Genomic DNA, 20,471 nt, shown 5'->3' with positions numbered 1-20,471 from the left:
CGGCTTCTCCTCAAAGAATCAATGGTGGGACATCCGCCTGGAGCGGCACGGGCGAGGCGAGCCGGCCCATCTCGCCCGCCTCGAAGCGCCGGACCGCGGCAACGATCTGATCGGCGTTGTTCATGATGAAGGGGCCGCGGGCCACAACCGGCTCGTGGATCTCCTTGGCGGCCAGCACCAGCACCCGACCACCGGGACGGCCCTGCAGCTGCACGATGCCGCCGCCACGCACGGCCGCAGCCTCGCCCGCCTGCAGTTCGACGACGGCATCGCCGCCGTCGGCACGCAGGCCTACCTCGCCCGACTGCGCATAGAACAGGCCGAACTGCCCGGCCATCAGCGGAATGTCCACGCCCTTGCGAAGCGCCACGTCGAGCAGCGTGAACGGCTCGGCAGGCACTAGCGCGGAGGCCACCTCGCCGTAGCGGCCGACCACCACCCGGATCTGGTCGCCCCGGCCGTTCTGCCACCTGGGCACGTCCTTGCCGTCGAGCCACATCACGGACGGCACGATGGTCTTGCGGGCGGCGCTCAGGTTCACGAAGATCTGCGCGCCATGCAGCGACCGGGCCGGATCGGCCGGCAGCTCGTGGTGCATCACGCCGCGGCCTGCCTGGGTCCAGACGATGCCGCCCGGTCCGACCACGATGTCGTTGCCCAGCGAGTCCCGGGAGCGCGCCGCGCCCTCGGAGTCCTCGAACAGGTAGGTCACCGCCGAGAAGCCCGCGTGCGGATGCGGACCGAAGGCGCGCTCACCGACACGGAAGTCGTCGAAGTTCAGGATCGGCGACGAAGCGAGTCCGCGTTCGTGCAAGACGAAGCTCTGCACCGAGAAACCTGGGGAGGCCATGCGGCGGCCCTCCCCCAGGAACAGGATTTCCGTGGTCATGGACACGTCCTTGGGGCAAGTAAGGGGGGTCTCGGGCGGCGGTCGCGCGCTCAGGCTGCCAGCCGCGCGATGTCCTGTCCGGCGCTGTCGAACGCCTGGCTCTTGAACGCTTCGCCCATGGCCACGCCTTCGGCGCGGACAAAGCGGATGTCCTGCACGCCCAGGAAGCCAAAGATCGTGCGCAGGTAGGTTTCCTGGTGATCGAACGACGCCATCGGCGTGCCTTCGCTGAAGATGCCGCCGCGGGCCGAGGCAATGATCACCTTCTTGCCGCCACAGAGGCCGGCGGGACCCTTGTCGCTGTACTGGAAGGTCTTGCCCGCCACGCAGATGCGGTCGAACCAGGCCTTCAGCTGCGAGGGGATGCCCAGGTTGTACATGGGCACGCCGATGACCACGAGGTCGGCGTCGAGGAAGGTGTCGAGCGCGCGCGTGCCAGCGGCCAGGTCGGCCTGCAGCTCGGCGGAGACCGGGCCGCCGTGCTGGGCAGCGATGTGGGCCTTGCCCAGGTGGGCCAAAGGCGTCTCGCCCAGATCCAGACGCGTGACCTGGATGTCCTGGTTGGCGGCCTTGAGATGCGCCACGACCTTGGCGGAAAGCTCACGACTGACCGAGTGGTCGCCAAGGATGCTGGAGTCGATGTGCAGCAGATTCATGTCGGGGTCCAAGCTGGTGGGAGTTGAGGATGAGCTGGACGATAAGAAACGCCGATTGATCTGTGTAGACTATATTTTTCGATAAATACCATCGCATCGAACGATATGTTGGACGCCGTCACCCTTGACCAACTGCGCACCTTCATTGCGGCGGCCGACACCGGCAGCTTCTCGGCCGCCGGCCGTCAGTTGGGACGCGCCCAGTCGGTGGTCAGCCAGACCCTGGCCAACCTGGAGGGCCAATTGAACGTCCGGCTCTTCGACCGCACGCACCGCCGCCCCACCCTGACGCTCGCCGGGCGCGCGCTGCTGGTGGATGCACGGCTGGTGGCCAGCGACATGGACCGACTCAAGGCTCGGGCCAAGGAGATGGAGGCCGGGCTGGAGCCGGCGCTGAACATCGTGGCGCATGTCTTTCTGCCCACCGAAGTGCTGACCCGGGCCGTGGCCGCATTCCACCGGCAGTTCCCGCGCACGCCGCTGACCATCTCGGTGGAAGGCATGGGCGCCGTGATCGAACCGGTGATCGAGGGGCGCAGTTCCTTCGGCATCCGCGCGCCACTGCTGTCGCCGCATCCGGAGTTGACGAGCGAGCATCTGATGGCCGTGCCCTACCTGATGGTGGCTGCCCCCTCGCATCCGCTGGCGCAGCACCCACAGCCACTGCCTACGCGGCTGCTCCAGGAACATGTGCAACTGGTGCTGAGCGACCGCTCGCGCCTCCCGAACCAGGTGGATGCAGGCGTCATCTCGCCCCTGACCTGGCGCACCTCGGACCTTGGCGCCAAGCATGCCTTCCTGAAGGCCGGCCTGGGCTGGGGCGGCATGCCGCTGCCGGTGATCCAGGCTGACCTGCAGGCCGGGCGTCTGGTCGCGCTGGAGTTCGAGGAATCGCGCGCCAACGTCAGCATGTCGCTGGCTGCCTTCTACCGCACCGACTCGCCGCCGGGCCCGGCGGGCCGCTGGCTGCTGGACGAATTCAAGCGCAGCGCCAAGGCGGTGGATGCGGACCCGGCAGCGCCCGGAGCCACTCCTCAGGGCATGGGCGGGTAGACCAGTTCGGCCGCCTGCCGTGCGTCGGCGAAGGCCAGCAACCGCGCGGCGAGTTCGTGGGGTTCGATCTCGGGAATCGAGAAACCCGGCGGCAGGTCGAAGCGGACGGCACCCGACGCCATGGCGGTATGCCAGCCACTCTGGCGGATCACGGCAGAAAGCACCAGCATGCCGACATGGATGCCTTCGCGCGCCATTTCGCCATGCAGCGAGTGCAGGTAGTTGCGCGCCGCGGCCAGCGCGGGACCGGGCCCGCTCATGTACGGCATGCCGTGGATGGCCGAGCCGCCCAGGCCCACCAGGATGCTGCCCGCCTGCCGTCGGCGCATGTCCGGCAGCACCTGGGCCACGGCATCCATCAGCCCGTAGAGGAACAGGTCCATCTTGTCCTGCACGTCGGCCACGGTCAGCGTGGCCGCGGCGGTGAAGGCCTCGGGCGCGTTGGGGCCGTAGTACAGCGCATGGACCTCGCCGAAGCGTCCGCGGATCGCCGCGAACAGGCGCTGCATGTTGTCAGCCGAGGGGCGGAAGTCCGCCGAAAACGCGGCCGCCTCGATGCCTTCCTGGGCGAGATCCGCACAGAGCGCCTGCAGCGGCTCGATCCGGCGTGCGACGAGCGCGACGGCATGGCCTCTTATTCCGTATTCGCGGGCCAGCGCCTGGCCGAGGCCGGGTCCTGCACCCAGGATGGCCACGCATTGCTTCGATTCATTCATGGTGTTTGCCTTTGGTCAGCCGGCCCCGCTGGCGACAGGCAACGCCTTTCGCGGGCGGGGCGGCGGCAAGAATGTAGGAAGAAGGCGGGCGCTGCGGCAGCCCATATCTTTCGATGGCGACCATCGGCCTGGAAGATGGAAGGGGCCGTCCAGTGCCCCGGACGGCCCCTGTCGACCGCGCAATCGCACGCGGCACCAGGCCGCGCGGCGGCGCAGGAAGCTCAGCCGAGCCAGCCCTTGATGCGCGCGCCCAGGGCCTCGCGGCTGATGCCGTAGCGGTCATGCAGCGTGGGCAGCGCGCCGGCGTCCAGGAAGGCATCGGGCAGACCCGCCAGCTGGAAGCCCGCCGGCTGCACCCGGTGCCGCAGCAGCGCCGAGGCCACCGCCTCGCCCAGCCCGCCGACCACCGAGTGGTTCTCGGCCACCACCACCAGCCGCGGCTTCGCACCCACCGCCGCCACGATGCTCGCCTCGTCCAGCGGCTTGATCGTCGGGCTGTGCAGCACCGCCACCCCCACGTTGTCGCGCTGCAGATCGACCGCCACTTCCAGGGCGCGCATGGTCATGATGCCGCTCGAGATCACCAGCACGTCCGCCCCCTCGCGCAGCATCCTGGCCTTGCCCAGCTCGAAGCGGTAGCCCTCGATCTCGTCCAGCACCAGCGGCACCTGCCCGCGCAGCAGCCGCATGTACACCGGCCCCGCGTGCTCGGCGATCTGCGGCACCGCCTGCTCGATGTCCAGCGCGTCGCACGGATCCACGATGGTCAGCCCGGGCACGCCGCGCATCATCGCCAGGTCCTCGGTGGCCTGGTGGCTCGGGCCGTAGCCGGTGGTCAGGCCCGGCAGCGCGCAGCAGATCTTGACGTTCAGGTTCTCCTCGGCGATCACCTGATGGATGAAGTCGTAGGCCCGGCGCGTGCCGAACACCGCATAGGTGGTGGCGAAGGGCACGCAGCCCTCCTTGGCCATGCCGCCGGCCGCACCCATCAGCAGCTGCTCGGCCATGCCCATCTGGAAGAAGCGCTCCGGGTAGGCCTGGGCGAACAGATGCAGGTCGGTGTACTTGGCCAGATCGGCCGTCAGGCCCACCACCTCGGGTCGGCTGGCGGCGTACTCGACCAGCGCCTTGCCGAAGGGCGCCGCCTTGGTGCGCTGCCCCTCCGAGGCGATGGAGGCGATCATGGCCGACGTGGTCAGCCGGGGCTTCTTTTCTGCGACGGCCTGGCTCATGCTGCGGCTCCTTGGGTGGCTTGGGTGGGACGGCCGGCGTCCAGGATGGACAGCGCCTGTTGCCATTCGGGGGGATCGACGCGGATGAAGTGGTTCTTCTCGCGCTGCTCCAGGAAGGGCACGCCCTTGCCCATGAGGGTGTCGAAGAGGATGACGCGCGGCTTGGCCTCGGCCAGGTCCCGCGCGGCGTCGAAGGCGGCGAGCACGGCAGGCAGGTCGTTGCCGTTGACGCGCTGCACATGCCAGCCGAAGGCGGCCCACTTGTCGGCCAGGGGCTCGAAGCCCAGGACCTTGCTGGAGGGGCCGTCGGCCTGCTGGTTGTTGATGTCGACCAGGCAGATGAGGTTGTCCAGGCGGTGGTGGGCGGCGGCCATGGCGGCCTCCCAGGTGGAGCCCTCGTCGAGTTCGCCGTCGCTCATGCTGTTGTAGACGAAGGCGGGGTTGCGCTTGTGCTTGAGGCCCAGGGCCATGCCCACGCCGATGACCAAGCCCTGGCCGAGCGAGCCGCCGGAGATCTCCATGCCGGGCGTGTACGTGGCCATGCCGGACATGGGCAGGCGGCTGTCGTCGCTGCCGTAGGTCTCGAGTTCGGCCTCGTCGATGACGCCGGCCTCGATGAGGGCGGCGTAGTGGGCGATGGCGTAGTGGCCATGCGAGAGCAGGAAGCGGTCGCGGCCCTCCCACTCGGGCTCGCCGGGGCGCTGCTTCATGGCATGGCAGTAGGCCACGGCCAGCACATCGGCCCAGCCCAGGGCCTGGCCGATGTAGCCCTGGCCCTGCACCTCGCCCATGCGCAGGGCGTAGCGGCGGATGCGGTAGGCCCGCTCGCGCAAGTTGTTCGTCAGGTCAGACATGAGAGTTCTCAAGGATGAAGAGGACGGCTGCGGGCAATCAGCCCAGCAGCCCGATGGAAAACCAGGGCACGAAGGCGACGATCAGCAGACCGGCAAGCAGAGCCCCCAGGTAGGGCCAGATGCGGCGCACCGCCACATCGGGGTTCACGCGGCCGATGGTGCAGGCCGCGTAGTAGCCCAGGCCAAAAGGCGGGGCGAAAAGGCCGATGCCCATGGCCAGGATGATCACCATGGCGTAGTGCACCTCGTGCACGCCGATGGCCTTGGCCACCGGGAACAACAGCGGCGCGAACAGCACCATGGCCGGGATGCCCTCCAGCACGCTGCCGAGCACCACGAAGGCCGCGATAGAAACCAGCAGGAAGCCGTACTTGCCGCCCGGCACGCTGCTCATCATGGCCGCCAGGCCGTGCGAGAAGCCGGACTGCGTGAGCGCCCAGGACATGCCCGTGGCCGTGCCGATGATGAACAGGATGGCGCCTGACAGCGCGGCGGTATCGACCAGCATCGGATAGAGCCGACGCCAGTCGAAGCGGCGGTAGATCAGAAGGCCGGCCACCACCGCATAGGCGATGCCGATGGTCGACACCTCGGTGGCCGTCGCCACACCCTCCACGACTGCCGTGCGAATGAGCACAGGCAGCAGCAGCGCTGGAAGCGCCACCAACAGCGTGCGGCCAACCACGCCGATGGGCGCCCGCTGGAGACCGTGGGCAATCTCGGCGCTGCGCAGGCGCGCCAGCAGGGCCAGCAGCACGGCCAGCACCACGCCGGGCAGGATGCCGCCCGTGAACAGCGCGCTGATCGAAATGCCGGCTACCGAGCCGATGGTGATCAGCACCAGCGAAGGCGGGATGGTCTCGGCCATCGCGCCGGAGGCGGCCAGCAGCGAGATCAGCTCGCCTTCGTGGTTGCCGCGCTTCTTCATCTCGGGCAGCAGCACCGGTGCAACGGCGGCCATGTCGGCCGTCTTGGCACCCGAGATGCCCGACACCAGCAGCATGGCGCCCAGCAGCACGTAGTTGAGCCCCCCGCGCACATGCCCCAGCAGCGAGGCGAGAAAGTCCACCATCGCCTTGGCCATGCCCGTCATCTCGACCAGGTGCCCCAGCAGGATGAACAGCGGCACCGCCAGCAGGATGAGCGAACTCATGCCCTCGTCGATGCGTCCGGCCACCACCGACAGCGGCGTGGACGTGACGGTCAGCAGGAAGGCCACCGTGGCCATGCCGAAGCAGAAGGCGATAGGCACGCCCAGCAGAACCCCGCCGCCGAGCAGCACGGCGAAGAAGATCACCAGGTTCCAGTTGCCGATGGACTGCAGCCAGTCGGCCCCCAGCCACAGCGCGACGGCCATCGCAGCGATGGCGGCCGAGACGGCCAGCACGTCCGCCAGACTTCGGCGCGCCAGCCGCAGCACGCACATGCCGATCATGAAGACGCAGCCCACCGGCACCGCCGCGGCACGCACGGTGTTGGGCCAGGACAGCGCCGGCGTCTGCACCACCCATTCGTCCTGGGCGTATTCGGCCATCGGCACGATGAGCATCAGCAGCCACAGGCAGGGCAGCGCGATGGCCAGCACCTCGGCGCGGGCCTGGGCCCGTTCGCTCCAGCGCGAGACGAGTGCAGTGGTGCGCATGTGCGTGCCGCGCCGCAGTGCCACGGCGGCCCCGAGGTTGGCCAGCCAGAGGAAAAGGATCGACGCGAGCTCGTCGGTCCACGGAATGGGGCTGTCGAAGACGAAGCGCGAGATCACACCCGCCAGCAGGACCAGCACCTCCGCCACCACGAGCACGGCGGCCGGCGCCTCGACCAGGTGGCCGAGCCAGGCGTCCGCACGTGCCAGCCATCCGCCGTCCGACACCCGAACGGGCGTGACGTCCAGCAGCATCGCGCTCATCCCAGTCCCCCGACGCTGCCGTCCAGCAGCTTCCAGGCTTCATCGCCGAACTTGGCGCGCAGATCCTTGTAGAAGGTGCCTTTGGCCAGCGCGGCCTTGAATGCGTTCTTGTCCGGCTCGATGACCTGCACGCCCTTGCCCGCCAGCTCATCGCGCAGCGAGCCGTTGAGCGCAGCGATATCGGCGCGCTCGTCCAGCGCGGCCTTGTCGAGTTCGCGGCGCACGACTTCCTGAATGTCCTTGGGCAGGCGCTCCATGGCACGGCGGTTGCCGAGGATCCAGTAGGCATCCCAGACGTGGCCGGTCATGCTGCAGTACTTCTGCACTTCGTACAGACGCGCCGTCGCGATGATGGCCAGCGGGTTCTCCTGGCCTTCCACCAGCTTCGTCTGCAAGGCCGAATAGACCTCGTTGAAGTTGATCGGCGTCGGGCTGGCACCCAGGGCGGTGAAAAGCGAGGACAGCATGGGCGCCGCCGGCACGCGCAGCTTCATGCCCTTGAGGTCCTCGGGCGCCTTCACGGGCCGGGTGGAGGTCGTCACGTTGCGGAAGCCGTTGTCCCAGGCGCGGGACATGGTCAGCAGACCGACCTTCTCGATCTGCGCGCGGACATAGGTGCCCAGCGGGCCGTCCATCGCCTTCCAGACCTCGTCGTAGCTGTGGAAGGCGAAGCCGGTATTGACGATACCCGCGGCGGGCACCAGCGTGGACAGCACCACGCTGGCCTGATTGAAGAACTCGACGCCGCCCGAGCGCACCTGCGACAGCAGGTCGGTGTCGGAGCCCAGCTGGTTGGCCGGGAACAGCTTGATGTCCAGACGCCCACCCGTCGCGTTGCGGATGCGGTCGATCGCCTCCTGGGCGCGCTTGTTGACCGGATGCGACGGGTCCTGGCCTGTCGCGAACTTGTAGTTGAACTCGGCCGCATGGGCCGGCCGACTCGCGATGGAGAACAGCGGCAGCGCTGCCGAGGCGCCGAGCAATCGCCGGCGGGCGATTCGAGGAAATCCTTTGTTAGACGTTGTCATGGATGTCTCCTGGGTTTTGGAAAGATGTGACGCGAAGCCGGCGGGCTCAGTGAATGAGCATGCCGCCGTTGACGTCGAGCGTGATGCCAGTGCAATAGGCCGACAGATCGCTGCCGAGGAAGACGCAGGCGCCGGCCACGTCCATCGCACGGCCCAGGCGCGCGAGCGGAATCGTGTCCTCGATCTCCTTCTTCCGCTCGGGGCTGAGCTTGCCCTGGGTGATGTCGGTCTCGATGAGGCCCGGGGTGATGCAGTTGACGCGGATGCCCTCGATGCCGAACTCGCGCGCCATGGCGCGGGCCAGGCCGAGCACGCCGGCCTTGGCGGCCGAGTAGTGAGGCCCGCCGAAGATGCCGCCGCCGCGCTGAGCCGACACGGAGGAGATGCACACGATGGAGCCGCTCCTCTGCTGGCGCATGGCCGGCAGCACGGCCTGGGACATATACATCGTGCCGCGCAGGCTCACGTCCAGGATGCGGTCGTAGTCCGTGCCGGTGATGTCCAGCGTCTTGACGGGCTGGGTGATACCGGCGTTGTTGACGAGGATGTCGATGCGGCCGAAGGCCTGGAGCGCGGCGGCGGCAGCGGCCTCGCAGTCCGCCTTGTCGGTCACGTCGCCGACCACGCCGACATGGGCGCCACCCAGCCGGGCCGCGGCGGACCCGGGCTCGGCGCGCGCCAGGTCCATGATGACGACGCGGGCGCCCTGGGCGGCCATTTCGCGCGCGGTGGCAAAGCCCAGTCCATTGATGCCGGCACCACCGGTGATGAGCGCGACCTTGTCCTTGAGCAGCATGTTTCTCGTCTCCTTCGAGGTGGGCCCGCGGGCCCGTGGGGGCCGTGAAGACGGCCTGGGGTTGGGATGGCGCGCATGTTCCCGCTGCCCAGAGATGAAGGCAAACGATATTTCCTCAGGCTAAGATGACACTCATTCATCCAATGACCGGGGGAACCCTATGGCCGCCCTGCCTGCCGTCGCCAGCCTGCTGGCCTTCGAAGCAGTCGCCCGCCGCCGCAGCTTTGCGCTGGCCGCCGCCGAACTGCATCTCACGCCGTCGGCCATCAGCCACCAGGTGGCACGCCTGGAGGCCGACCTGGGCGTACGACTGTTCGAGCGCAGTGCACATGGCGTGCGCCTGAGCGAGGCCGGGGGGCGCTACATCGAACGCGTGGGCGGCGCGCTCACCGCCATCGCCACGGCGACCGACGACCTTCGCCAGGGCATGGACAACAGCCTGTACGTGCACTCGGCACCCAGCATCGCCAGCCTCTGGCTGATGCCCCGGCTGCGGGGATTCGCGCAGGCCCATCCGGACATCTCGCTGAACCTGTCGGCCGCCCACACGCACAGCGACTTTGCGCTCGGCCAGGCGGACATCGACCTGCGCTACGGCGTGCCGCAATGGGGCGACCTGGTGGTCGAGCCCCTGTTCGAGGAGCGGATCGTGCCCCTGGCCAGCCCGGCCTTCATCCGCGAGCACCGGCTGCGACGCGTCGCGCAGTTGCTGGAGGTGCCGCTGATCCAGAGCAACGTGAGCGTGGTGCAGTGGTCCGACTGGCTCCAGGCCTTCTCGGACCAGCGTCCGCCCGACCGTTTCGCGCTGCGCTTCGACCGTGCGCAGATGTCGCTCGACGCGGCCACGCAGGGCCTGGGCGTGGCCCTGGAAAGCGCCACCAATGCCGCCGGCCATCTGGCCGAGGGCCGTCTCAAGCCCATCTTCGGGCTCGACATGGCGATCAAGGTCAAGGCCCATTTCCTGGTCTATCCCGCACGGCACGCCAACCGGCCGGCCGTCGAGGCCTTCCTCTCCTGGATCCACGGCGAGGCGGCACGCGCCTGAGGCGGGCAAGCCGCCCTCGATGCAGCCGGCCGCCCGAGCGGCCCCGCGGCCTCCGATGCAGCCCGAAGAAGGCGGCCGACGGTGCGGCGAAGCCTGGCCGCCTTCGGACCCTGGGGGTTGAGCTCGCCTCGGTCGGCGAAGGCGCCCCGCCTTGCGGACAATCCAAGGGTGAGTTCCTCCCCCATCCGCCGCATCGCCCACCTCGACATGGACGCCTTCTTCGCCTCCGTCGAGCTGCTGCGCTATCCGCAGCTCAAGGGCCTGCCGGTGGTGGTGGGCGGCGGTCGGCGGCGGCTGGAAGAGGTCATCGGCGGCCTGCCGCCCGACACGCCGCTGGACCGCATCCCCGTCTCCGCCTTTCCGCGCCTGGCCGACTACGTGGGCCGCGGCGTCATCACCACCGCCACCTACCCGGCGCGGCAGTTCGGCATCGGCTCCGCCATGGGCATGATGAAGGCCGCCAAACTGTGCCCGCAGGCGCTGATGCTGCCCACCGACTTCGACGAGTACCGCCGCTATTCGCGCGCCTTCAAGAAGATCGTGACCGACATCGCCCCCGTGATGCAGGACCGCGGCGTGGACGAGGTCTACATCGACTTCACCGACGTGCCTGGGGGCCAGCGGGAGGGCGGGCGGGTGCTGGCGCGGCTGATCCAGAAGTCGATCTTCGACGCCACAGGCCTCACATGCTCGATCGGCGTGGCGCCCAACAAGCTGCTGGCCAAGATGGCCAGCGAGTTCGACAAGCCCAACGGCATCACCGTGCTCTACGAACACGAACTGGCCGACCGCATCTGGCCGCTGCCCGTGCGCAAGGTCAACGGCATCGGGCCCAAGGCAGAGGCCAAGATGACGCGGCTGGGCCTGCACACCATCGGCGACCTGGCCAAGTGCGAGCGCGACTGGCTGGTGCAGCACTTCGGCAAGGCCTACGGCGCCTGGCTGCACGAGGTGGCCTGGGGCCGCGACGACCGGCCGGTGGAGACCGAGAGCGAGCCCGTCTCCATGAGCCGCGAGACCACCTTCGAGCGCGACCTGCATGCCGTGCGCGACCGGGCCGAGCTCGGCGCCATCTTCACCCGCCTGTGCGAGAAGGTGGCCGAGGACCTGCAGCGCAAGGGCTATGTGGGCCGCACCATCGGCGTCAAGCTGCGCTATGCGGACTTCAAGATCGCCACCCGCGACCAGTCGCTGGAGATGTACACCGCCGATGCGAGGCTGATCCGCCGCACGGCCGGCCTGGCCCTCAAGCGCGTACCGCTGGAGAAGCCCCTGCGCCTGATCGGCGTGCGGGTGGGGGCATTGGTGAAGGCGGGCAGCGCCGAGGCCCAGGCGCCCGTGCGTCGAAGCGGCGGCGCCAGCAAGCCGGCCGCGCCCCCAGGACCGGTCACCGCCTCGCTGTTCTGACCTCGGCCGACCGCGGGCCGACGACTCGGCGCACCGAGGCCCCGCCGGGCGTCCTACAACGGGGCACCGTTCGCCATGGCAGCTTGCAGGCAAACAGCCTGCACCATGCTCGACGCCACCGCCTCATCCCCCCCAGAAACGGCTGCAGTGCCGGCGCCCACCCCCATCGGCAACGGTCTCGTCTATGTCTCCAGCGAGATGCCCGGCATCGAGCGCGTGCGCGACGGCCAGAATTTTCGCTACCGCGATGCGGACGGCCGCTGGATCCGCGACGAGGACGAGATCGCACGCATCCGCAAGCTGGCGATCCCGCCCGCCTACGAGCAGGTCTGGATCTGCCCGCTGGCCAACGGCCATCTGCAGGCCACGGGGCTGGATGCACGCGGCCGGCGGCAGTACCGCTACCACGCGGACTGGCGGCTGCTGAAGGACGAAGCCAAGTTCGAGCGGCTGGAGCAGTTCGGTCAGGCCCTGCCCCGCATCCGCGCACGAGTACAGCGCGACCTGAACAAGGCGCGCGGCAAGCCCTCGCGGTCGGCGGTGCTGGCCGCCATCGTGCGGCTGCTCGACACCACCTACCTGCGGGTCGGCAACGAGGAATATGCGCGGACCAACAAGTCCTTCGGCCTGACGACGCTGCGCAACCGGCATCTGCAGTCGACCCGCGGCCGGCTCACGCTGCGCTTTCGCGGCAAGAGCGGCGTGATGCACGAGGCCGAGGTGGGCGACCAACGCGTCGCGCGCGTGGTGCGCCAGTGCCAGCAGCTGCCGGGCCAGGCCCTTTTCCAGTACCTGGACGAGGACGGCGAGCAGCGCCATGTGAGTTCCGGCGACGTCAACGACTACCTGCGCGAGGCGACCGGCGGCGAGTTCACTGCCAAGGACTTCCGCACCTGGCACGGCTCGGTGCAGGCGCTGGAACTCACGCGGCTGGCCTGCGACCGCCAGGTGGAGGAATCAACCGGCCTGCGGGTCCGCGCCAAGGAGATCCTGGCGGCGGTGGCCAGGCAGTTGGGCAACACACCCGCGGTCTGCCGCAAGGCCTACATCCACCCCGCCGTGCTGGAGCTGGGCGGCAAGCTCTCGGCCGATGCCGAGGCGATGTCGAAGGTGTGGGACGGACTGGGGACAGCGCGCACGCGGCGCGGCCTTCTGGCGGCGGAGGGGCGGCTGATGGACTTCCTCCGCCACCACCGGCTCGCGGTGGCGCGCGAGGCGCGTCAGCTCAAGCGGGTTTCATCGACAGCACGACCTCGTCGCGCTCGATCGTGATGGTGCGGCCGAGGTCATCGGCCAGGTTCTGCAGGCACACGGCATCGATGGCCAGGCTGCGTGGGGCACGGTGCGGCATCAACTCCACATCCTCGCGGCCGTCAGGCTTGGGCGCGACGCGCACCCGCACCAGATGGGGCTCGTCCCCGGGCTCGATGCGCACCAGCACCGGCTCCTCGGTCTGGTCGTGAAGGTGGCCCAGCGCCCCCAGCAGCAGGTAACGCAAGGCGGCACCGTCGGGCCAGCGCACCTCGTCCGGCGCCGAGGCGTCGAGGCGCTCGTCGATCTCCAAGGACAGGCCATTGAGGTCGAAAGCGGCGCGCATGAGGCCGGCGCACTGACGCACCAGCTCGCTGCGGGCGAGGCCCTCGTCATTGGTCGCCAGCTCCCAGTCGCGCAGCGCACGCACCGAATCGACCAGCAGCGCCAGCTGGTCGCTGGCCTGGTCCACGCGCTGCATGCAGGCGGCGCCATCGACCGGGTTGGCGCCGGCATGGCGTTTGAGCATCAGCAGCGTCATGCGCAGCAGGGAGACGGGACCCGCCATCTCGTGCCGGAGGGCGGGCAACGCCCGCATGAGAAGTTCATGCCGGACGCCGGCGGCGATCCAGCTGCGGGCGCTGGGGGAGGACTTCATGCGGAAGCCGGTGGGGCCAGCAGCCGGTCCAGCGCGTCGAAGTCGATCGGCTTCTGCAGGTAATGGTCGAAATAGGGCACGGCGTGTGCGCCCGTCGCGTCACCGGCACCGTAGCCGGAGATCGCCACCAGCAGCAGCGGCCGGTCGCCGGCATTGCTGCGCAGATGTTGCGCCACCTCGGTGCCAGGACGGTCAGGCAGCGTGAGGTCGACAAGCGCGACGTCGTAGCTGTCCTGCGAGAAGGCATCGATGGCCTCCTGCGCGGTGTGCGCACAGCGGGCCTGATGGTCCTGCAGGACGATCAGCTCCTGCAGCAGTTCGGCCGCGGAGACGTTGTCGTCGACGATGAGCACGTTCAAGCGGAAGGTCCTCTTGCGTTGTGTCTGGATGGAAGGCCGCTCCGGGGTCGGCAGCCGGTGGGGCAGTATGCGCGCCGCCGTCCGCCCAGGCTGTAGGAACATGCCGACGGCGCGTTCCACGGCCACGCCGGCCCGGCCGGCGCCCCGGTCATTGCCGGGCGGTGCGGATGTTCGGCGGCAGCGCCTGCGGCGAGCTGGTGCGCAAGGGATTGATGTCGAGCCCGCCGCGCCGGGTGTAGCGGCAGTAGACGGCCAGGCGCGTCGGGGCGCAGCGGCGCCAGATGTCCGTGAAGATGCGCTCGGCGCAGGGCTCGTGGAATTCGTTGTGGTTGCGAAAGCTCACGATGTAGCGCAGCAGCCCTTCCTGGTCGATGGGCGGGCCGCTGTAGCTGATCTGCACGCTGCCCCAGTCGGGCTGGCCGGTGACGCGGCAGTTGCTCTTGAGCAGGCGGCTCGTCAGCGTCTCGTTGACCGCAGGCTCGCCCGGCACGGTGCGCAGCAGTTCGGGCCTGGGTTCGTAGTCGGTGCAGTCCACGTCGAGGCGGTCGAGGTCCAGGCCTGACAGCTCCTCCACCCGCTCGGCATCGAACTGGGAAGGTGCCAGCAGCCTGACGCCCACGCTGCCACTGCGCTCGCTGCCGCGCCAGACGGCCTCGCCCAGGTCGGCGCGCAGGCGCTCTCGCACGGCCTCGGCATCGGCGAAGGTGCTGCTGTTGAAGCTGTTGAGGTAGAGCTTGAAGGACTTGCTCTCGATGATGTTGGGCGTCTCGCAGGGCACTGTGAAGTGCGCGATGGCCAGTTGCGGCTTGCCGCGCGGATTGAGCCACGACAGCTCGAAGGCGGTCCACAGGTCGGCGCCGAAGAAGGGCAGCCGCTGCGTGTCGATGCCCATCTCCTCGCGCTGCAGGGCGCGCGGCAGGGGGAAGAGCAGCGAGGGGTCGTAGCGGTCGACGTAGGCCGAGGCCCGGCCCAGCTGCGACTGCTCGGGGGTGTTGTCCAGACTCATGCCGCCGATTGTCGGCGGGGCTCGGCGTCCTGAAGAAAGGGAAGGACATGCCCCGCCAGCTGCGCCGCGACGGCCGGTGGCCAGTCGTGACCCATGCCGGGGACGCCGACGAAGCGCGCGCCCGGAATGCGGCGTGCGGTGTCGCGGCCGCATTCGACGGGCAGCAGCGGGTCGGCCTCGCCGTGCAGCACCAGCGCCGGGCAGACGATCCGCGAAAGAAGCGCGGGCCGTTCGCTGTCGGCCCAGATGGCCAGCAACTGGCGCTGGGTGCCTGCGGGGTCGTAGTTGCGGCGCAGCGCCGTGCGCACCTGCTCGCGCAGCACGGCGTCGTCCAGCGGCCAGGCGGGGCTCTGGATCAGGCGCAGCAGGCCGACGCTGTGGTCCACCAGCGCGTCCTCGCCGGCACTGCGGCGCGGCGGCCGGCGCAACATCGCGGCAGCCACCTCGGTCCGGGGACCGGGCAGGTGGCGGGCCCCGCTGCTGCTCATGACGCTGGTCAGGCTGAGCACGCGATCCGGAGCCGTGGCCGCCATGCGCTGGACGATCATCCCGCCCATGGAGACGCCCAGCACATGCGCCTGGGCGATGCCCAGCGCGTCGAGCAGGCCCAGCGCATCGCCCGCCATGTCCTGCAGGCCGTAGGGCACATCCAGCGCCAGACCCATGCGCATGCGCAGCGCCTGCCACATCAGGTTGCTGCGCGCGGCATCGTGCAGGTGGGTGGAGAGGCCCGCATCCCGGTTGTCGTGGCGCAGCACGCGGTAGCCAGCGCTGGTGAGCGCATCGACCAGCGAGGCCGGCCAGGCAATGAGCTGCATGCCCAGGCCCATGACGAGCAGCACGACGGGCCCGGTGCCGCCGCTGTCTTCGAAGGCGATGTCGATGCCGTTGGCGTGGGCCGTGCCGGAGGTCATCGCGACGCGGTCCCGCTCACTTGAATTCGCCTTCGCGCAGCCACTTGGTGGCCACCCATTTCTCGCCTGCCTCCACCGGCGCGCCGCCATGCAGCGTCTTGGTGGTGGGATGCGGCCGGTCGTAGGAGAAGAAGACGCCCGTGCCCCGCACCGGCGCCACGGCCAGGCCCACGTCCGGAAAGGTGGTGGCGCCGCCGCGCTCGGGCTCCTGCAGGTACATCACCAGCGTGCCCACGCGCTGGCCGCCGCGGCGCAGGATGGTGGGCGTGCCGGGCTCGCCGGGGTCGAAGTAGTCGTAGTGCGGCCTGTACTGGGCGCCGGCCGAGTAGCGCAGGATCTGCAGCCCCTCCCCCCGCTCCACCGGCCAGTTCAGCAGCCGGGCGATGCGGGCCTCGATGCGGCTGACCAGCTCGCTCTCGCCGCGCTGGAAGAACATCCCGTCGCTGGTGCGGTCGGCATTGACGGCCTCGCCGCCGGTCTTGGTCTCGACGGTGAGCGAGCGGGCCAGCCGGGCACGGGCCGCCTCGATCAGGCCCTCGCACTCCTCGTCGCTGAGCAACTGGCCGAAAACGACCACGCGCGGCTGGGCCAGCGTCTGCATCACCTGCACGCGGCGGTCGCCGGCATCGAGGTAGAGCGGGTCACCGTCGAGCCGGGGCTCGGGCATCTCGGTGCGCCGGGGCGGCGGCTCGGCGGGTGCGCCGCGCTCCAGTTCGGCCAGCGCCATGTCGGTCGCATCGTCGCGCCAGCCGGCGGCATGCATCGACGCGCGCAGCGTGGCGACGGAATGGCCGGCAGCGAGCTGGGACTGGATCCACTGCCGGAGTTCGGGGGTGAGGGCTTGCATGCGCTGGGACTCCCTGGGCTTGGGCCGAATGCGTCAGGATACCTTTCAGCCGCGACGGAACACCAGCCGGTCCGGCTGCGAAACCTCGGGCGCGAAGGCATAGCCTTCGAGGTCGAAGGCTTCCAGCCGGCGGGGCGTGCCCGCCTTGTGCAGGATGGCCCAGCGCGCCATCAGGCCGCGGGCGCGCTTGGCATAGAAGCTCACGATCTTGTAGTCGGCGCCCTTGCGCTCCTGGAACACGCATTCGACGACGCGGGCCTTGAGCGCCTTCTGGTCGACGGCCTTGAAGTATTCCTGCGAGGCCAGGTTGATCACCACAGGCGTACGGTCCGCGGCCAGGCGCTCGTTGAGCCACAGCGCGATGCGATCGCCCCAGAAGGCATACAGGTCCTTGCCCTTCGGATTGGCCAGGGCCGTGCCCATCTCCAGGCGGTAGGGCTGCAGCCGGTCCAGCGGACGCAGCACGCCGTACAGGCCGCTGAGGATCACCACATGCTCCTGCGCCCAATCGAGCTGCGCGGCGCTCAGGCTGCGCGCGTCCAGGCCGCCGTAGACGTCGCCGTCGAAGGCCAGCGCGGCCTGTCGGGCGTTCTTGGCGGTGCCCTTGGGGGCCCAGGCCTCGTAGCGCGCGGCATTGAGGGCAGCCAGCTTGTCCGACAGGTGCATCAGTTCGGCCACCTGCAGCGGCGACTTCTGGCGCAGCAGGCCGATCAGCTCGGCGGCGGGGCCGCGGGCGCCTTCGAACACGGGCTGGGTGGCGGGAAGGTCTTCGGGAACGGGCGCTTCGTAATCGAGCGACTTGGCGGGCGAGAGCAGGAAGAGCATCGGGGAATTATGGAAGACCCGGAGCCGCAGAGGCCGCCCCGTAAAATTGCGCGTTTCCCGTCTTCGAACCCCCACGGCCTGCCGGCCCCTGCCGGCTGGCCCTGACTCCATCCGCCCATGAGCGACACCCCCCTGCAACCCGGTCTCCAGAGCCTCGCCAAGTCCTTCGAACCCGCCGCCATCGAGGCCCAGTGGGGCCCCGAGTGGGAGCGCCGCGGCTATGCGAGGGCGGGCTTCCGCGGCACGCAGGCGCCCCAGGCCGGCGCGCCCTCCTTCGCCATCCAGCTGCCGCCGCCCAACGTCACGGGCACGCTGCACATGGGCCATGCCTTCAACCAGACCATCATGGACAGCCTGACGCGCTACCACCGCATGGCGGGCGCGAACACGCTGTGGGTGCCGGGCACCGACCATGCCGGCATCGCCACGCAGATCGTGGTGGAGCGCCAGCTGCAGGGCCAGGGCCAGAGCCGCCACGACCTGGGCCGCAAGAACTTCGTCGCCCGCGTGTGGGAGTGGAAGCAGCAATCCGGCAACACCATCACCGAGCAGATGCGCCGCATGGGCGACACGGTGGACTGGAGCCGCGAGTACTTCACCATGGACGACAAGCTGTCCAAGGTGGTGACCGACACCTTCGTGCGGCTGTACGAGCAGGGCCTGATCTACCGCGGCAAGCGGCTCGTGAACTGGGACCCGGTGCTGATGTCCGCCGTCTCCGACCTGGAGGTGGAGAGCGAGGAGGAAGAAGGCGCGCTGTGGCACATCGCCTACCCGCTCGAAGACGGCAGCGGCAGCCTCACCGTGGCCACCACCCGGCCCGAGACCATGCTGGGCGACGTGGCCGTGATGGTCCACCCCGAGGACGAACGCTACACCGCCCTCATCGGCAAGAAGGTGCGCCTGCCGCTGGTGGACAAGCTGATCCCCATCATTGCCGACGACTACGTCGACCGCGAGTTCGGTACCGGCGTGGTCAAGGTCACGCCCGCGCACGACCACAACGACTATGCGGTGGGCCAGCGTCATGGCCTGGCCATCATCGGCGTGCTGACGCTGGACGCCAGGATCAACGACAACGCGCCCGAGGCCTACCGCGGCCTGGACCGCTTCGTCGCCCGCAAGAAGATCGTGGCCGACCTCGAAGCCGCCGGTGCCCTGGTCGAGACCAAGAAGCACAAGCTGATGGTGCCGCGCTGCGCCCGCACCGGCCAAGTCGTGGAGCCCATGCTGACGGACCAATGGTTCGTGGCGATGACCAAGGTTAGCGAGCAGGACCCGACCGGCAAGAGCATCGCCCAGAAGGCCATCGACGCTGTGCAGTCCGGCCAGGTGCGCTTCGTGCCCGAGAACTGGGTCAACACCTACAACCAGTGGATGAACAACATCCAGGACTGGTGCATCAGCCGCCAGCTCTGGTGGGGCCACCAGATCCCCGCCTGGTACGACGAGGACGGCCGCGTCTACGTCGCCCGTAACGAGGAGGAGGCGCAGAAGCAGGCGCCCGGCAAGACGCTCAAGCGCGACGAGGACGTGCTGGACACCTGGTATTCGTCCGCGCTGGTCCCCTTCTCCTCCCTCGGCTGGCCCGAGGCGCTGGACGACAGGGACGCCCTCAAGGACTACGACCTGTACCTGCCCTCCACCGTGCTGGTGACCGGCTACGACATCATCTTCTTCTGGGTCGCCCGGATGATCATGATGACCACGCACTTCACCGGTCGCGTGCCCTTCAAGCATGTCTACATCCACGGCCTGGTGCGCGATGCGCAGGGCAAGAAGATGAGCAAGTCCGAAGGCAACGTGCTCGACCCGGTCGACCTGATCGACGGCATCGCGCTGGAGCCGCTGCTGGACAAGCGCACCCAGGGCCTGCGCAAGCCCGAGACCGCGCCGCAGGTCCGCAAGAACACGCAGAAGGAATTCCCCGAGGGCATTCCGGCCTACGGCGCCGACGCGCTGCGCTTCACCTTCGCGGCGCTGGCCTCGCTGGGGCGCAGCATCAACTTCGACAGCAAGCGCTGCGAGGGATACCGCAACTTCTGCAACAAGCTGTGGAACGCCACCCGCTTCGTGCTCATGAACTGCGAGGGCCAGGACTGCGGCCTGATGGAGCACACCAAGGCCGACTGCGCGCCGGGTGGCCAGGCCCACGGCTACATGCGCTTCAGCCAGGCCGACCGCTGGATCGCCTCGCGCCTGCAGCGCGTGGAGCAGGAGGTGGCGCAGGGCTTCGCCGAGTACCGCCTGGACAACGTGGCCAACGCCATCTACCAGTTCGCCTGGGACGAGTTCTGCGACTGGTACCTGGAGATCGCCAAGGTGCAGATCCAGACCGGCAACGATGCCGAGCAGCGCGCCACCCGCCGCACGCTGATCCGCACGCTGGAGACCCTGCTGCGCCTGGCGCATCCGATCATTCCCTTCATCACCGAGGAGCTGTGGCAGAAGGTGGCGCCCGTCGCTGGCCGCGAGGGCGCGTCGATCATGGTCGCCGCCTACCCCGTCGCCCAGCCCGGGAAGATCGACGAGGCCGCCGAGGCCCACGTGGCCAAGCTCAAGGCGCTGGTGGCGTCGTGCCGCACGCTGCGCGGCGAGATGAACGTGTCGCCGGCCCAGCGCCTGCCGCTGTACGTGGTGGGCGACGCCGACTTCGTGCGGCAGGCCGCACCGGTGCTCCAGGCCCTGGCGAAGTTGAGCGAAGTCAAGGTTTTTGACGATGAGGCGGCCTGGACGGCCGCGGCGCAGGCCGCGCCGGTGGCCGTCGTCGGCGAGGCGCGGCTGGCGCTGCACGTCGAGATCGACGTGGCCGCCGAGCGCGTGCGCCTGGGCAAGGAAGTCGCCCGCATCCAGGGCGAGATGGCCAAGGCCCAGGGCAAACTGGGCAACGAGGCTTTCGTGGCCAAGGCGCCGCCGGCTGTCATCGCTCAGGAAAAGCAGAGATTGACCGACTTTGGCGCCGCGCTGACACGTTTGCAGGAACAACTCGTGCGACTTGGCTGACAGCGCAGTCAAATGCGTGCAGTAGCATT

19 protein-coding genes are annotated in these 20,471 nt (G+C 69.2%); 5 read left to right on the top strand and 14 right to left on the bottom strand.

All coding sequences use genetic code 11. The features are described from left to right. Positions 1-10: 10 nt before the first annotated feature. Both ACT54X_RS25080 and ACT54X_RS25075 read right to left on the bottom strand, forming a co-directional pair. A complete protein-coding gene (locus ACT54X_RS25080; RefSeq protein WP_294368952.1) occupies positions 11-889 on the bottom strand; it encodes a pirin family protein in 879 nt (292 codons plus the stop codon). A gap of 50 nt (positions 890-939) precedes the next feature. Next, positions 940-1,545, bottom strand: a complete 606-nt coding sequence (locus ACT54X_RS25075) for an FMN-dependent NADH-azoreductase (protein WP_354319842.1) — start codon at positions 1,543-1,545, stop codon at positions 940-942. A 105-nt stretch (positions 1,546-1,650) separates the two neighbouring features. Between ACT54X_RS25075 and ACT54X_RS25070 the strand changes: the two genes are divergently transcribed. After that, positions 1,651-2,598, top strand: a complete 948-nt coding sequence (locus tag ACT54X_RS25070) for a LysR family transcriptional regulator (RefSeq protein ID WP_294368956.1) — start codon at positions 1,651-1,653, stop codon at positions 2,596-2,598. Here the strand turns inward: ACT54X_RS25070 and ACT54X_RS25065 are convergent. From ACT54X_RS25065 to ACT54X_RS25040, 6 genes are all read right to left on the bottom strand, one after another. Then, a complete protein-coding gene (locus ACT54X_RS25065) occupies positions 2,580-3,314 on the bottom strand; it encodes an SDR family NAD(P)-dependent oxidoreductase (protein ID WP_476349248.1) in 735 nt (244 codons plus the stop codon). The two genes, ACT54X_RS25070 and ACT54X_RS25065, sit on opposite strands and share 19 nt — an antisense overlap. 221 nt (positions 3,315-3,535) lie before the next feature. Further along, positions 3,536-4,546 (bottom strand): transketolase family protein, encoded by a 1,011-nt coding sequence (locus ACT54X_RS25060; RefSeq protein ID WP_294368963.1) that lies wholly within the window; start codon positions 4,544-4,546, stop codon positions 3,536-3,538. Further along, on the bottom strand, positions 4,543-5,400 hold the full coding sequence (locus ACT54X_RS25055; protein ID WP_294368965.1) for a transketolase: 858 nt from the start codon (positions 5,398-5,400) through the stop codon (positions 4,543-4,545). The genes ACT54X_RS25060 and ACT54X_RS25055 overlap by 4 nt, the downstream gene beginning before the upstream one ends. Before the next feature lie 37 nt (positions 5,401-5,437). Further along, a complete protein-coding gene (locus tag ACT54X_RS25050; RefSeq protein ID WP_294368967.1) occupies positions 5,438-7,303 on the bottom strand; it encodes a TRAP transporter large permease in 1,866 nt (621 codons plus the stop codon). Then, the gene (locus ACT54X_RS25045) at positions 7,300-8,331 is read right to left on the bottom strand and encodes a TRAP transporter substrate-binding protein (protein WP_294368968.1); all 1,032 of its coding nucleotides are present in this window, start codon (positions 8,329-8,331) and stop codon (positions 7,300-7,302) included. The genes ACT54X_RS25050 and ACT54X_RS25045 overlap by 4 nt, the downstream gene beginning before the upstream one ends. A 46-nt stretch (positions 8,332-8,377) precedes the next feature. Further along, positions 8,378-9,127 (bottom strand): SDR family NAD(P)-dependent oxidoreductase, encoded by a 750-nt coding sequence (locus ACT54X_RS25040; RefSeq protein ID WP_294368972.1) that lies wholly within the window; start codon positions 9,125-9,127, stop codon positions 8,378-8,380. Between the two features lie 160 nt (positions 9,128-9,287). On the opposite strand from ACT54X_RS25040, the gene ACT54X_RS25035 reads away from it, so the two are divergent. From ACT54X_RS25035 to ACT54X_RS25025, 3 genes are all read left to right on the top strand, one after another. Further along, complete coding sequence (locus tag ACT54X_RS25035; RefSeq protein WP_294368975.1) at positions 9,288-10,172, top strand: LysR substrate-binding domain-containing protein; 885 nt, start codon at positions 9,288-9,290, stop codon at positions 10,170-10,172. A 207-nt stretch (positions 10,173-10,379) separates the two neighbouring features. Then, positions 10,380-11,579, top strand: coding sequence for a DNA polymerase IV (gene dinB / locus ACT54X_RS25030; protein ID WP_294369202.1), 1,200 nt, complete (start codon positions 10,380-10,382; stop codon positions 11,577-11,579). A 105-nt stretch (positions 11,580-11,684) separates the two neighbouring features. Then, entirely contained in the window at positions 11,685-12,851 is a 1,167-nt protein-coding gene (locus tag ACT54X_RS25025; protein ID WP_476349245.1) for a DNA topoisomerase IB, read from the top strand. Here ACT54X_RS25025 and ACT54X_RS25020 read toward each other — a convergent pair. From ACT54X_RS25020 to yaaA, 6 genes are all read right to left on the bottom strand, one after another. Next, complete coding sequence (locus ACT54X_RS25020) at positions 12,805-13,488, bottom strand: hypothetical protein (protein ID WP_294368976.1); 684 nt, start codon at positions 13,486-13,488, stop codon at positions 12,805-12,807. The two genes, ACT54X_RS25025 and ACT54X_RS25020, sit on opposite strands and share 47 nt — an antisense overlap. Next, on the bottom strand, positions 13,485-13,841 hold the full coding sequence (locus ACT54X_RS25015; RefSeq protein ID WP_294369207.1) for a response regulator: 357 nt from the start codon (positions 13,839-13,841) through the stop codon (positions 13,485-13,487). Before ACT54X_RS25015 ends, ACT54X_RS25020 begins: the two co-directional genes overlap by 4 nt. 154 nt (positions 13,842-13,995) lie before the next feature. Continuing rightward, complete coding sequence (gene queF, locus ACT54X_RS25010) at positions 13,996-14,853, bottom strand: NADPH-dependent 7-cyano-7-deazaguanine reductase QueF (RefSeq protein ID WP_294368982.1); 858 nt, start codon at positions 14,851-14,853, stop codon at positions 13,996-13,998. Continuing rightward, on the bottom strand, positions 14,850-15,767 hold the full coding sequence (locus ACT54X_RS25005; RefSeq protein ID WP_294368984.1) for an alpha/beta fold hydrolase: 918 nt from the start codon (positions 15,765-15,767) through the stop codon (positions 14,850-14,852). The genes queF and ACT54X_RS25005 overlap by 4 nt, the downstream gene beginning before the upstream one ends. A 16-nt stretch (positions 15,768-15,783) precedes the next feature. Further along, positions 15,784-16,614: a 2OG-Fe(II) oxygenase gene (locus ACT54X_RS25000; RefSeq protein ID WP_294368987.1), complete on the bottom strand. Its 831-nt coding sequence runs from the start codon at positions 16,612-16,614 to the stop codon at positions 15,784-15,786. 45 nt (positions 16,615-16,659) lie between these two features. Continuing rightward, positions 16,660-17,439, bottom strand: a complete 780-nt coding sequence (yaaA, locus tag ACT54X_RS24995; RefSeq protein WP_294368988.1) for a peroxide stress protein YaaA — start codon at positions 17,437-17,439, stop codon at positions 16,660-16,662. A gap of 117 nt (positions 17,440-17,556) precedes the next feature. Here yaaA and ACT54X_RS24990 point away from each other — a divergent pair, with 117 nt between their 5' ends. Next, a complete protein-coding gene (locus ACT54X_RS24990) occupies positions 17,557-20,442 on the top strand; it encodes a valine--tRNA ligase (protein ID WP_294368990.1) in 2,886 nt (961 codons plus the stop codon). Positions 20,443-20,471 lie beyond the last annotated feature (29 nt).

The sequence above is a fragment of the Pseudacidovorax sp. DMC4 genome (assembly GCF_056314265.1).
This window is presented reverse-complemented; position numbering and strand designations above follow the sequence as displayed.

Excerpts from the sequence above, each read along its gene's own strand:
- ACT54X_RS25080 (WP_294368952.1), bottom strand. The coding sequence starts at position 889 with ATGACCACGGAAATCCTGTTCCTGGGGGAGGGCCGCCGCATGGCCTCC.
- ACT54X_RS25075 (WP_354319842.1), bottom strand. The coding sequence starts at position 1,545 with ATGAATCTGCTGCACATCGACTCCAGCATCCTTGGCGACCACTCGGTC.
- ACT54X_RS25070 (WP_294368956.1), top strand. The coding sequence starts at position 1,651 with ATGTTGGACGCCGTCACCCTTGACCAACTGCGCACCTTCATTGCGGCG.
- ACT54X_RS25065 (WP_476349248.1), bottom strand. The coding sequence starts at position 3,314 with ATGAATGAATCGAAGCAATGCGTGGCCATCCTGGGTGCAGGACCCGGC.
- ACT54X_RS25060 (WP_294368963.1), bottom strand. The coding sequence starts at position 4,546 with ATGAGCCAGGCCGTCGCAGAAAAGAAGCCCCGGCTGACCACGTCGGCC.
- ACT54X_RS25055 (WP_294368965.1), bottom strand. The coding sequence starts at position 5,400 with ATGTCTGACCTGACGAACAACTTGCGCGAGCGGGCCTACCGCATCCGC.
- ACT54X_RS25050 (WP_294368967.1), bottom strand. The coding sequence starts at position 7,303 with ATGAGCGCGATGCTGCTGGACGTCACGCCCGTTCGGGTGTCGGACGGC.
- ACT54X_RS25045 (WP_294368968.1), bottom strand. The coding sequence starts at position 8,331 with ATGACAACGTCTAACAAAGGATTTCCTCGAATCGCCCGCCGGCGATTG.
- ACT54X_RS25040 (WP_294368972.1), bottom strand. The coding sequence starts at position 9,127 with ATGCTGCTCAAGGACAAGGTCGCGCTCATCACCGGTGGTGCCGGCATC.
- ACT54X_RS25035 (WP_294368975.1), top strand. The coding sequence starts at position 9,288 with ATGGCCGCCCTGCCTGCCGTCGCCAGCCTGCTGGCCTTCGAAGCAGTC.
- dinB (WP_294369202.1), top strand. The coding sequence starts at position 10,380 with ATGGACGCCTTCTTCGCCTCCGTCGAGCTGCTGCGCTATCCGCAGCTC.
- ACT54X_RS25025 (WP_476349245.1), top strand. The coding sequence starts at position 11,685 with ATGCTCGACGCCACCGCCTCATCCCCCCCAGAAACGGCTGCAGTGCCG.
- ACT54X_RS25020 (WP_294368976.1), bottom strand. The coding sequence starts at position 13,488 with ATGAAGTCCTCCCCCAGCGCCCGCAGCTGGATCGCCGCCGGCGTCCGG.
- queF (WP_294368982.1), bottom strand. The coding sequence starts at position 14,853 with ATGAGTCTGGACAACACCCCCGAGCAGTCGCAGCTGGGCCGGGCCTCG.
- ACT54X_RS25005 (WP_294368984.1), bottom strand. The coding sequence starts at position 15,767 with ATGACCTCCGGCACGGCCCACGCCAACGGCATCGACATCGCCTTCGAA.
- ACT54X_RS25000 (WP_294368987.1), bottom strand. The coding sequence starts at position 16,614 with ATGCAAGCCCTCACCCCCGAACTCCGGCAGTGGATCCAGTCCCAGCTC.
- yaaA (WP_294368988.1), bottom strand. The coding sequence starts at position 17,439 with ATGCTCTTCCTGCTCTCGCCCGCCAAGTCGCTCGATTACGAAGCGCCC.
- ACT54X_RS24990 (WP_294368990.1), top strand. The coding sequence starts at position 17,557 with ATGAGCGACACCCCCCTGCAACCCGGTCTCCAGAGCCTCGCCAAGTCC.